The sequence below is a fragment of the Xanthomonas sp. F14 genome (assembly GCF_014199865.1).
On sequence record NZ_JACHOM010000003.1, the window covers coordinates 472285 to 485216 of the forward strand.

Below are 12932 nucleotides of genomic sequence, written 5' to 3' on the forward strand. Positions count from 1 at the left end.
CTTTCATCCGGCACGCGCCATGCGCCACCGCAGCGCTGGTGCCCGCATCACAGCGCGCCGCGCAGGGTCACCATCACGTTGCGCGGCTCGCCGTAATAGCGCCCGTTAACGAAGCTCGACAAGGTGTTGTAGTAGTGCTTGTCGAACACGTTGTTGAGATTGACCGCCACCGACCATTGCCGGTTGACCTGATACCGCGCCAATGCATTCCAGACCGCACGCCCCTGGATCGGCGCGGTGGCAGTGCCGATCTGCCGATACGCCGCGCTCTGCGCGCTGACACCGCCACCGACGGTGACGTCCTGCAACACGCCCGGCAGACGGTAGGTGGTCCATACCCGCAGCAAATGCTTGGGCGTGTAGCTGTTGAAGGTCTGACCCTGGCTGCTGACATCCTGCAGGTAGGTGGTGCGGTTGAAGGTGTAACCGGCAAACACGTTCCAGTCGCGCAGTACCTCGCCGCTGACTTCGGCATCGAACCCGCGGCTGCGCACCTTGCCGCTGTCGATGTAGCAGAAATCGTTGTTGCGGCAGGTGGGGCTGGTGGTCAGGTCGGCCTGGGCGCGGTTTTTCTGCTCGATCTGGAACAGCGCAAACGCGCTGTTGATGCGTCCGTCCAGCCACTCCCCCTTGATGCCAAGCTCGTAGTTGGCACCGGTCATCGGCTTGAGCATCTCGCCGGCTTCGGTCTGCGCGTTCTGCGGCTGGAAGATGTCCGCATAACTGGCGTAGGCCGACCAGGTCGGGCTCAAGGCGTACAACAGGCCGGCATACGGCGTGACCTGCCCGGTCTCGCGGGTGTGCTCGATCGATTGCGACGGCGACAGCCCGGTGGTGGTGGTGTTCCACAGGGTGTCGTGCCAGCTCACGCGGGTGCCGACGATGGCCCTCAACGGATCCGTCAGCTGCCAGCGCAGTGCGCCGTACAAGCCGAATTCGCGCGAGGTGCCATGCCGGGCCTCGCGTGCATTGGCGAAGATTTCCGCATCGCTGATCGCCCGCACATTGCGCTGCAGATTGAACACATTGAAGGTCTGGAAGTTGTTCTTGTTGCCGTAGACCGTATCCACGGTGGTCTCGGCGAAGTTGCTGCCGATCACCAACTCGTGCCTGCGCCCCAGTGCATTGAACTGCCCGATCACATTGGCGTCGAAGCCGAAGGCGTCCGCATCGGAAATGGTGCGCGCGGCCAGCAGCGCGCCGGTGCCGTTGGCCGGATTGATCGCGCGGCTGGAGCTGGCATATTTCAGATCGTGCAGCTCGCGCACCTGCACCGCACTGAGCTTGAATACCCAGTCGGCATTGAAGCGATGGTCCAGGTCCAGATACAGCCCGCGATTGGACGAGGACTGCCGGTTCCATGCCGCACCCAGATTGGTCTGGCGTGGCAGGCCGATATCGCGGCCATCGCTGAAACTGGGCAGACCGCCGAAGAACGGCCGGCCTTCCACCTGCTCGTAGCTCACGCCCAGGCTGAGCTGGGTCTGCGGCGAGAACGTGTAGTCGAGCGTGCCGTAATAGGTGGGCGTGCGGCGCGTGACCCCATCGACGAACGAGCGCTGATCCTGGTAGTCGATCACTCCGCGCGCGCGCAATGCGCCATCGGCAGTGAGGTTGGCGCTGCCATCGATCAGGGCGCCGTAGCGATCCCAGCTGCCGCCCTGCACCATCACGCTGACGCCCGGCACATCCAGCGGGCGCTTGCGCACCAGGTTCACCGCGCCACCGGGATTGCCCGCGCCCTGCAGCAGGCCGGCCGCACCGCGCAGCACTTCGGCGCGATCGTAGATGCCCATGTTGGCGCTGTAGTTGCTCGCACGGCCATACATGCCGCGATTGAGCGGCACGCCGTCGTACTGCACGGTGGTGATGTCGAAGCCGCGCGAATAGATGTACTTGCCGCCCTGCGGGCTCTGCACGATGGTGATGCCGGTGGTGCTGGCCAGCGCGTCGTAGACCGAGGTGATGTTCTGCTCGTCCATCAACTGACGGGTGACCACGCTGATCGACTGCGGGATGTCCTTGAGCGACTGCTCGCCGCGGCCGATGCTGACCGCGCGCGCGGTATAGCTGCCGGTGCCGCTGGTGGTCGCACTGCGGTTGGCCTGCGCGGTGACCTTGACGGTGGGCAGCAGCCACGCGTCCACTTCGCTATTGCTCGTACTCAGCTGCGGCGCGGCGCGCAACACGTAGCCGCCGGTCTGCAACGGCACGGCCTGCAAGCCGCTGCCCGCCAGCAGCGCAGCCAGGGCGGCCGGTGCGGTGTAGCTGCCATCCAGCCCGGCGGTGGTCTTGCCGTCGGTCTGCGCGGCGGTGAAGCTCAGCAACAGGTTGGCCGAACCGGCCAGTTCACGCAGCGCCGGCGCCAACGGGCCGGCGGGGATGCGGTAGGCCTGGCGTGCATCCTGCGTGGCAGGCGCGGTCTGGGCGATGGCATCGGGCATGCCCGCACACACGCCCAGGCTGCAGAGCGCAACCGCCACGGCGGTGCCGAGCGGCCGCTGCACGGCCTGCACCAGGGCGTTGCGCTGCAACGACGAAGAAGAAAGTTGGCCGCGGCGGCGGGCAGTGATCGACATGCTGTTCCCACAAAGGTTTGGTGTCGCACTGACACCGTCATTGGGGAGGTGCCACAACTGCGGCGATCGGGCAGCCCGGATGCAAACTTTTTTTCGGCGAGGTGCCGGCTGGCCGCGCCTCAGGCCTGCCCGGCCGCCTGCACCGTCACCCAGTAACGGCTGCGCCGGCTCACCCGCACCGGCAGCACGCTGGGCAGCATTGCCAGGATGCGGTCGGTGTCGTCCAGCGGGAACACGCCGGAGACGCGCAGGCTGCCCACCTGCGGGTCGCAGCGCAGCAGCCCGGCGCGATAACGGTCGAGTTCGGCGATGAAGACATCCAGGCGCCACTCGTCGGCGATCAGCTGCCCGCGCACCCAGGCCGCGGCCTGTGCATCGACCGGCGCGATGGCGCCGAGCGCGTCGGCGGTAAACCGACACTGCTCCCCTGCCTGCACGCGCCCGACGGCCTGCGCGGCCGCATGTGGCCGCACCTCCACCGCGCTTTCCAGCACGCTCAGCCGGGTGTCGTTTTCGTCCTGGCGCACGCAAAAGCGCGTGCCCAATGCATGGATATCGCCCTGCGCGGTGCGCACCAGCAGCGGCCGCGCGTCGTGATCCGCGCCCAGCGCGTGCGCGGTGGTCACCATGATTTCGCCGGCCAGCAACTGCAGCAGCCGCTGCTGCGCATCGAACCGCACATCGATGGCGCTGCGCGTGTTGAGGGTGATGCGGCTGCCGTCCTGCAACTGCACCTCGCGGCGCTGGCCGGTCGCGGTGGCGTAATCGGCGGTGGCGCGCTGCCAGCGTTCGGTGCGCGAGGCCAGCACGCCGGTGGCCCCGGCCACCCCGCCCCACAGCAGCAGATTCAGCGCCTTGCGCCGGCCAGGCGATGCCTGGCCGTTGCTGCCCGCATACGGCGACAGGCTGCGATAGGCCGCCTGCGGGGTCAGCGTCTTCAGCCGCCCGGTCACCGCCTCGATATGCGCCCACGCCCGCGCGTGGTCCGGATGCGCATCGCGCCACTGTTGCCAGCGCTGCAGCTGCGCCTCGCTCGCGGTGCCGGACATCAGCACCGTCAGCCATTGCGCGGCCTGGTCGGCAACCTCGGCGCTGATCGGTTGCCCGCCGGCCAGCGGCGCGCGCTGGCCGGCAGCGGTGCGCGCACGAGGTGAGGCGGCATCAGCCATCCGTGCAGCTCACGCCGACAGGGCGAACAGGCAGTGCCGGTTGGCACGCGTGAGGTATTGCTTGACCGAGCTGCTGGACACGCCCAGCCGCTGCGCGATCTGCGCGTAGCTCAGCTCCTGCAGATGCGCCAGCAAAAAGGCTTCCTTCACCTTGGGCGGCAGGCCATCCAGCGCCTGGTCCACCTGCTGCACCGCTTCCAGCGCCAGCAATTGCAGCTCCGGCGACGGCGCCAATTCCTCCGGCAGCGCAGCCAGCAGTTCCAGGTAGCTGGTTTCCAGCAACTTGCGCCGCTGCCGGTGCGCCATCAGCCGGCGCGCGATGGTGGCCAGGAACGGGCGCGGCTCGCGGATCTCGTCGGCGGCGCCCGCGCTGATCACGCTGATGAAGGTGTCCTGCGCCAGGTCGGCAGCCACGAACGCATCGCCCAGCTTGCGCCGCAGCCAGCCCTGCAGCCAGCCATGGTGGTCGGTGTACAGGCGCTCCACCTGTTGATGAAGCGCGCCTTGCGTGACCGACACGATGACCTCCTGGACGGCTGGACCCAGGCGGCAAGGCGCCCGGCGATAAATGAGAATTGATCTCATTCTAGCGGAAGCCGGCGACGTATGCAGGCGCGGCCGCTGGCCACCCCCATCACGCGGATCGAGAACATGTAGGCGGTTGATGCTCAAAGTGACCCGGCAGTGGCCTGGGCAAGCCTTCAACATCTGGGCGTTTCGCGCGCTGAGCGGAGGCCAAGTGGCTTGACTGGCCAAGCTTCAGGCAATAAAAAAGCCCGCTTGCAGCGAACTGCCAGCGGGCTTTGCTCCCTCCCCCACGTCGGGATGCAGGATCATAGTGCGCGCCCCGAACGCCACTTGCACGCTGCACTGCAAAACAACACCAGGCAGTACAGAACTGGCGCTTTTTCCTTCACACCGCACTGGCGCGCGGCGACCTCAGCGCAGCAGATCGGGCTGGGCCTGGTACCACTCCGGTGCACGCAGCAGATGCCATTCCGGGGTCTGGCCGCGCAACCCAACCGCCGCGCTCAACATGCCCCAGCGCGCGAGCAGACTGCCGCTGCGTTGGCTGCCCTGCAAACGCAGGCGCGCATCCACCTGGAAGCGTTGGTTGCGCGCCTGCAAACGATCGACGATGACGGTGTCGCCCTGCCAATGCACGCGCCCGGTCACCTGCGCCTGGCCTGCATCCACCAGCCGCAGCATCCAGTTCGGAATCGAACGGTCGCGCGCGTACAGCGCCATCAGGAACGCCAGATCGCGCACCTGGATGCGCACGCGTCCATCCACACCAACCGGCTGGTGCCATTGCATGCGGGTGTCCTCCAGCACGATGCGCGCCCACCAGCCATCGCGCCGCTGACCATCCGGCCCGGTGAATCCGATATTGCGCAGCTGGATGGTGCTGGCGTCGAGGCGAAAGTTTTCCGCACGCAGATTGCCGCGTTGCAAGCGCAGATCCGCATCCACATCGCCACGCAGTGCCAGGCCGGCAAACTGCAGCCGCGCCGCACGCGCACCGATGCGCAAGCCACCCTTGTCGATACGCCCGCCGGGTTCGATCTGCAGATCGCCACTGAGCACACCGTTGCCGCCATCGAAACGCAGTTGCTGCTGCGGCAGATAGCGGTTGTAGGCACGCAGATCCGGCACGCGCGCATTGGCGAACACCAGATGCGCGCGCGTGGCGTCGCGCAGCGTGGCCAGGTTGCGTACATCCGCGCGCGTCTGCAGATCCAGACGCAGGTCGCGGCCCTGCACGAACGGGCGCGTGGGCGCATCGCTGTGCGCAATGGAGAACTGCTGCATCTGCAAGGCAAGTGCCGGCAGCAGCTGCCCGTTCGCATCGGCGCTCACCCGCAGGTCGGCACTGGCCTGCCCATCGATCGCATGCCCCATCACGCCGACATGCGCACGCACGTGCGGCACCTGCAGGCGACTGCCGGTACCGAGCTGGCCGCGATCGATGCGCAGATCCGCATCCACCAGCCCGTCGCCTTCCAGCGTCAGCCAGTCCACGTCCGGGAACAGCGCCGGAATCCAGCTCAGCGAGGACAGTTGCCAGTGCAGGCGCGCATGCCCGGAGGTGCGCGGCAGCAGGCTGCGCATCGATTGCAGCGGCAGCTGCCGGCCCTGCACGCGCAGATCCGCATCCAGGGTCAGCCCGGCATCGGCCGGCTCGGGCATACTCACCTGCAGGCGCATGTCCTGATCCACCTGCAGTTGCGCTGCAAGCTCGCCCAGCAGGGCGGCCGGCGTGCGCATGCTGTCGTGCAGGGGTGCGCGCCATTGCAGCTGGCTGCCGGGCTGCAAGGCGCCACGTATCCAGCGCAACTGCCCATCCGCACGCCCCGTGCCGGCGCGTGTGGCGAGCGTGTGGCGCCCCTGGGCATTACGTACGACATCCAGTGCGGCGGTGTCGCCATGCACGCTCACCTGTGCATCGGCAAGCTGCAGCATGGCCAGCCCACGTGCCTGCTCCGGCGCATGCCGCGCGATGCTGGCTTCGATGCGCAGCTGGCCGTTGCGCAGCACTTCGCTGTCACCCCAGCGCATGCGTGCGTTGTCGAAGCGCGCCTGCGAGGGAAACACTTCCATCGGCCCGCCACGCAACTGCTTGAACAGGCCGAGCTGCAGCTGACCATCGCCTTCGATCCGCAGCTGACGCAGCGTCACTGCCTGCACCTGATCGGCGACGATGCGGTCGAACTGCAGGGTCCAGGCCGGAGCGGTCGATGCGGGGCCTGCGGGTGCGCCAGCGGTATTGGTGACCCCAGAGGATGGCGGCACGCGGGCGGCTGCGCCGGTCGTTCGTGTGGGCGGCTGCGTGCCCGCCGCGACGTCTGGGGCGCGTGTGGGTGGCTTGTCCTGCGCGGTTGTTGGCGGCGGCGTACCGGCTGCGTCAGCCGGCGGTGCGGCAGCCACCGGCGTGTTCGGCGCTGTCGCCGGTGCTGGCGTCGCCACGGTAACGGCTGTGGGTACAGCCGCCTGCATGCCGCCGCGCACACCGTGCGCATGCAGCTCCGGCACCAGCAACTGCCGATGCAACAACGGCAACAGCCGCACCTGCCCGCTCATGCGCTGCGCGCTGACGTTCCAGCGGGTGCGTGTGGAGCGGCCTTGCAACTCCACCTTCCACAGCGTCAGCCGGCCCGGCCACCAGGTCACTGCCGGGCCCCAGTGCATGGTGAACCGGTCCGGCTTGCGATTGAGCGCGGCCGGCCCGAGTGGCGTGTTGAGCAACAGGTTGCCGAGCAGCAGATAGCTTGCGTACACCACCAGGAACGCCAGCAACGGCCAACGCACCGGGCGGGGCAAGGTCTGCCAGCGGGCGCGAACAGGCATCGTCATGACGGCAGGCTCCTGAAGACCGCGCACGCGGCGTGGCGCAGTGTGCCAAGGAAACCGTGAGCGCGGTGCGCAGCGGCGATTGCGGCTGGGCACCGGCAGGCTGCCCGGTATGCAGTGGATGTCCTACACGCCAGGCAGTGCGCGCACGCCTCGTCGAAGACGGCAAAGCTGGCCGCATTACGCAAGCCTCAGACAACGAGCCGCTTACTTCGCCTTCGACACCGCCGGCAACAACCCCGGCTGCGCGTCGTACCACTCGCGCGCGCCGGCCAGATGCCACTGGCGCTGCTTGCCATCGAGTTCGATCCCGGCGCCCAGCACGCCCCAGCGCAGATACAGATCGCCGCGCCGCTGCTCATCGTTCAAGGCCAGCCTTGCACGCAGCGACAGCCGCGCATTCTCCGCATGCAGGTCGTCGATCAGCAGCTGCTGCTTGCGCCAACGCACCCTGCCGGTGGCATCGAGCTCGCCCGAATCCAGCAAGCCCAGTACCCAGCGCGGATAATCGGCACGTTGCGCAAACACCGACAGCAGCGGCGCGACATCGCGCATGCGGATCGCCGCATCGGCATCCACCTGGAACGGTGCGCTGGCCTGGATGGTGCCGGCACCGACCTGCATCTGCCCCCACCAGTTGGCGTCGCTGCTGTCGTCGCCCACACGCATATTGCGCAGGCGCACGCGCGTGCCGCTGAGGTCGAAGAACTTGTTCTTGAAATCGGCACGCTGCAGCTGCGCCTGCAATTCGGCATCGCCACGCATCTGCACGCCGGCCAGCGCCAGATGCGCGCCCTGCCCGCGCAGGTTGGCGTGGCCGCTGCCCACATCGCCGGCGGCATTGAGCGCGACATCGCCGGTCAGGCTGCCGCTGCCGCCGAGCAGGCGCACGTTCTTGCCGGGCAGGTAACGGTTGTAGACGGTGAGATCGGGAACGCGCGCATCGCTGAAACGCAGCTGCGCCTTGAGCGTGTCGCGCAGGCGCGCCAGTTCGGCATCGCCATGCATGGCCAGCTGCAGATCGCGGCCGTCCAGCAGGACCTGCCTGGGCGCATCGCGCGGTGCGGCCTTGAAGGTGGGAATGCTCACCTCCAGGTGCGCCTGCGGCGTGGCGGCATCGTCGATGCGTCCATGCGCCTTGGCGATACCGGCCAGCCGCGTATCGAACACCTGCGCCACCGCTTCCACACGCGGAATCTCCAGGCTGCTGCCGCTAGCGAGCCGGCCCTGCGCCAGCCGCAGGTCGGCCTCGACCAGGCCGCCGCCTGCGAGCTGGAACCAGGGCTTGCGTACGAACAGCTCGGCAATCCAGTTCAGCGATTCGAACTGCCAGCGCCCACGTACTTGCCCTGACAGGCGCGGCAGCACCTGCGCAGGATCCTGGAAGGGAATGCTGCGTCCGGCGATGCGCAGATCGGCCTGCAGTTCGCTGCCCGTCTTCTCGTCGCGCGGCAGGCGTGCCTGCACACGGATGTCGCGCGCCACGTCCAGCTGCAGCGCCAGCATGCCGCGGTCGGTCGCGCCGACGCCGGCCATCAACGGCAGACGCCAGACCGCATGGCTGCCCTCCTGCAGGGTGCCGCGATCCAGCGTGATGTCGGCCTCCACCCGCGCCGCGGACGGCCCGCTGCGGATGTCCACATGCGGCGCGCCGGTATCGATCTTCAACGCCACGGTCGCCGCCTTCAGCTGCAGGCGCGCATGGGTAATGCCGAGCTTGCGCAGGCCCGGCGCCTGGTCTCGGTAATGGCGCGGAAACTGGAATTGCGCATCCAGCTGCGCGCCATTGAACACCTGCACCCCGTCATAGCTGACCACCGCATCGCGAAAGCCCGCTTCGGAGGGAAACAGCTCCGACGGGCCGCCCTTGAGCTGCTTGAGGAAGCCGACGCTGCCGTGGCCCTGCCCGGCGATCAGCAGCTTGCCCAGGCGCGCACTGCGGATGCTGTTGCTGGTGATCGCATCGAAGCGCAGCGTCCAGCCCTGATCGCCGCGCGGCGGTGGCGGAATGGGCGTGTCGGAGGTTTCCACTTCCGCTTCCAGGCCGGTGGCATGCAGCCAGGGCAGGCGCACCTCGCGCCGCAACAGTGCAAGCAAGGCCACGCGCGCATTGGCGCGGTCGGCGTGAAACACGTACACGGTGCGGTTGGCCTGCCCGCGCATGCGCACGTTCCAGGCCATTACCTGCCCCGGAAACACGGTCAGTGCCGGGCCGGTCTGCATGGTGAATTTATGCGGCTGCCGATTGGTGACGGCATCGAACAGCGGCGTGTTGAGAAACAGGTTGCCGGCCAGCAGATACAGCGCATACAGCGCCACCAGCACGACCACTGCGATACGCCATGGCCGGGGCCAGCGCTGGAAGCGGTCGCGAAGAGAGGACATGGGCGCAGGCAGAAGTCGAGTCTGCCGCCACTATCGCGGTTGCGCTGGCGGCGAGGCGTGAACATGGCCGGTAGCGCATCACCGCATCCGCTGCACGGCAGCTGGGGATGCGTTGACGATGTACTACAGCGCAGCAGTGCACAGGGCTTGCCGGCCTGCGCTCACCAGGCGACCGCAGGCCTGCCAGCGGCGACGCCGACGCCAGGCTGCAGAAGCGGCAACGAAAGCGGACGCAGCGTCGATGTATTGCCCCAACCGACCCGCCACGCAACAGCCCGCTTCGCACGCAGTTGCGGCCATCCGCACCATTGCATTGCACCATGGTCGCAGCGCGGCCGACGCATGCAGCGGCGATAATGGCAGTCCCCTGTCCCGCTGTGCCGCCATGTCCGACGAACGCATCCTGTACGCGCCGCTGCGCGAGCGCCTGGTTTCTGCCGAGGCCGCTGCCGCATTGATCCAGCCCGGCGAGACCGTGGCGATGAGCGGCTTCACCGGCTCCGGTTACCCCAAGGCGGTGCCGATGGCGTTGGCACAGCGCATCGAAGCGGCGCATCTGCAGGGCCAGCCATTCCAGATCAAGCTGATGACCGGCGCATCCACCGCGCCGGAACTGGACGGCGCGCTGGCCAAGGCCGACGGCATCGCCATGCGCATGCCGTTCCAGTCTGACCCGGACGCGCGCCAACGCATCAACGCCGGCACGCTGGACTATATCGATATCCATCTCAGCCACGTCGCCCAGCACGTGTGGTTCGGCTTTTACGGCCAGATCGACACCGCCGTGGTGGAAGTCTCGGCAATCCGCGCCGACGGCAGCCTGGTGCCGTCCACCTCGATCGGCAACAACAAGACCTGGCTGGACCTGGCCAGCAAGGTGATCATCGAGGTCAACGATTGGCAGCCGGCCGGCCTGGATGGCATGCACGATGTGTACTACGGCACTGCGCTGCCGCCGCAGCGCAAGCCGATCCCGTTGGTGCATGGCGACGACCGCATCGGCGAACCCAGCCTGCGCTGCGACCCGGACAAGATCGTGGCAGTGGTACGCACGCATGGCCCGGACCGCAACAGCCCGTTTGCTGCCGCCGACGACAGCAGCGAACGCATCGCCGAGCACCTGATCGCGTTCCTGCGCCATGAAGTGGACAAGGGCCGGCTGCCGGCCAGCCTGCTGCCGCTGCAATCGGGCGTGGGCAATATTCCCAATGCGGTGCTGGCGGGGCTTGCACGCAGCGGCTTCCGCGACCTGGAAGCGTTCACCGAAGTGATCCAGGACGGCATGCTCGCGCTGCTGCGCGATGGCGTGCTGCGCTATGCCTCGTGCACCGGTTTTGCGCTCAGCCCGGAGGGCAACGAGGAGTTCAAGCGCAATATCGATTTCTACCGGCAGCGCATCATCATGCGCACGCAGGAGATTTCCAATCATCCGGAGCTGGTGCGCCGGCTTGGCTGCATCGGCATGAACGGCATGATCGAGGCCGACCTGTACGGCAACGTCAATTCCACCCACGTGATGGGCAGCCGCATCATGAACGGCATCGGCGGTTCCGGAGACTTTGCGCGCAACGGCTTCCTGTCGATCTTCCTGAGCCCCAGCATCGCCAAGGCCGGCAGCATCTCGTCGATCGTGCCGATGGTCAGCCATGTCGACCACACCGAACACGATGTCTCGGTGATCGTCACCGAGCAAGGCCTGGCCGATCTACGCGGCCTCACACCCAAGCAACGCGCACGCCAGTTGCTCGATCACTGCGTACATCCGCGCTACCGCGATGCGCTGGAAGATTATGTGGCGCGCGCCAATCGCGACAGCTATGGCAAGCACACCCCGCATCTGCTGACCGAAGCGTTGTCGTGGCATCAGCGCTGGTTGGAGACGGGGGATATGTTGGGGTGAGCCGGGATTCGGGAATCGGGAATCGGGAATCGGGAATCGAGAGTTGTAGCGCAGCGTGGCGGTGTTGCTAGAGAGATCGGAGCACGGTCGTCGTGCTGGTGTTTAACGCTTCGCGAACTTCATTGCTGGCATCGACATGCTGCGACATCGCGATGTCACGGATGTGGCGGATAACGTTTCTGCCCGCTCGCATTCGGCGGCAGGACGGCTCTCTCCCCCTCCTGCCGCTGGGCGCGACGGGTCACCACTGGGTGGTGTCCAATCCGTCGGGCCGGCTCCCTGCGCCGGCCCGGCGTTCTCGTTCTGGAGCGGCCATCAGCACGCGTGCGCTTGTGCTCATTGCCAGGCTGCTCGAGAGGGGCTTCTCCCTTCTCCCGGCGGGAGAAGGTGGCGCGTAGCGCAGGATGAGGGTCCGCGCGAAACCTCGTGCTCTCACCCCACCGCCTCGCCGATCACGCAGCTTCGGCAACCCGCCTTGCGCGACGTGCGCGTACGGCCGTCGCCAAGCGCTCGAGCACCTGCACCGAGGCGTCCCACCCCAGGCAGCCGTCGGTGATGCTCTGGCCGTAGGTCAGTGCGCAGCCGGGCACCAGTTCCTGACGTCCGCCGACCAGGTGGCTTTCCACCATGACGCCGACGATGCGGGTCTCGCCGCCTTCCAGCTGCGTGGCGATGTCGTCGATGACCTTGGGCTGGTTCTCGGGGTTCTTGCCACTGTTGGCGTGGCTGGCGTCGATCATCAGCCGCGCCGGCAAGCCGGACGTGTTGAGCACCTGGCTGGCCGCCTCCACATTGGCCGCGTCGAAGTTGGGCTGCTTGCCGCCACGCAGGATCACGTGGCAATCCGGGTTGCCTGCGGTCGCGGCCACCGCAGTGTGGCCGTCCTTGGTCACGGCCAGGAAATGATGCGGGTGCGAGGCCGCACCCACCGCGTCCACCGCAATCTTGACGTCGCCGCCGGTGCCGTTCTTGAAGCCCACCGGGCACGACAATCCCGAGGCCATTTCGCGATGCACCTGGCTTTCGGTGGTGCGTGCGCCGATCGCGCCCCAGGCCACCAGGTCGGCGATGTACTGCGGCGAGATGATGTCGAGGAATTCCACACCAGCCGGCAGGCCGAGGTTGTTGATGTCGCGCAGCAGACCGCGCGCCACCCGCAGGCCCTTGTTGATCTGGAAGCTGCCATCCAGATCCGGATCGTTGATCAGGCCCTTCCAGCCGATGGTGGTGCGCGGCTTTTCGAAGTACACCCGCATCACGATCTCCAGCGCGTCGCCGAATTGCTCGCGCAGCGGGCGCAGGCGGTGCGCGTAGTCCATCGCCGCGACCGGATCGTGGATCGAGCAGGGCCCGATCACCACCGCCAGGCGGTCGTCACGGCCATGCAGGATCTCGTGCAGCGCGGCACGCGAATTGGTCACGGTCTCGGAGGCACGCTCGTCGCAGGGCAGCAGCGACAGCAGCTGCGAGGGCGGGGCAAGGGCTTCGATCTTGCGGATACGCAGGTCATCGGTCACAGGCGGCATAACAGTGTCTCGGTGGGCGGTG

General features: G+C 67.4%; 7 protein-coding genes. 1 reads left to right on the top strand and 6 read right to left on the bottom strand.

The features are described 5' to 3' along the window. Positions 1-47 precede the first annotated feature (47 nt). From GGR73_RS13410 to GGR73_RS13430, 5 genes are all read right to left on the bottom strand, one after another. Positions 48-2579: a TonB-dependent siderophore receptor gene (locus tag GGR73_RS13410; RefSeq protein WP_184457337.1), complete on the bottom strand. Its 2532-nt coding sequence runs from the start codon at positions 2577-2579 to the stop codon at positions 48-50. A gap of 119 nt (positions 2580-2698) precedes the next feature. Continuing rightward, positions 2699-3748, bottom strand: a complete 1050-nt coding sequence (locus GGR73_RS13415; RefSeq protein ID WP_184457339.1) for a FecR domain-containing protein — start codon at positions 3746-3748, stop codon at positions 2699-2701. A 9-nt stretch (positions 3749-3757) separates the two neighbouring features. Then, positions 3758-4267, bottom strand: a complete 510-nt coding sequence (locus GGR73_RS13420) for a sigma-70 family RNA polymerase sigma factor (protein ID WP_016902856.1) — start codon at positions 4265-4267, stop codon at positions 3758-3760. 420 nt (positions 4268-4687) lie between these two features. Then, the gene (locus tag GGR73_RS13425; RefSeq protein ID WP_184457341.1) at positions 4688-7102 is read right to left on the bottom strand and encodes a hypothetical protein; all 2415 of its coding nucleotides are present in this window, start codon (positions 7100-7102) and stop codon (positions 4688-4690) included. Positions 7103-7306: 204 nt separating this feature from the next. Next, on the bottom strand, positions 7307-9484 hold the full coding sequence (locus GGR73_RS13430; protein ID WP_184381126.1) for a translocation/assembly module TamB domain-containing protein: 2178 nt from the start codon (positions 9482-9484) through the stop codon (positions 7307-7309). 385 nt (positions 9485-9869) lie between these two features. Here GGR73_RS13430 and GGR73_RS13435 point away from each other — a divergent pair, with 385 nt between their 5' ends. Further along, positions 9870-11384 carry an acetyl-CoA hydrolase/transferase family protein gene (locus GGR73_RS13435; RefSeq protein WP_104543436.1) on the top strand — a complete coding sequence of 505 codons (1515 nt, stop codon included), beginning with the start codon at positions 9870-9872 and terminating at the stop codon, positions 11382-11384. A gap of 452 nt (positions 11385-11836) precedes the next feature. On the opposite strand, the gene GGR73_RS13440 is transcribed toward GGR73_RS13435, so the two are convergent. Then, positions 11837-12910, bottom strand: coding sequence for a 3-deoxy-7-phosphoheptulonate synthase (locus tag GGR73_RS13440; RefSeq protein WP_046345560.1), 1074 nt, complete (start codon positions 12908-12910; stop codon positions 11837-11839). Positions 12911-12932: the final 22 nt, after the last annotated feature.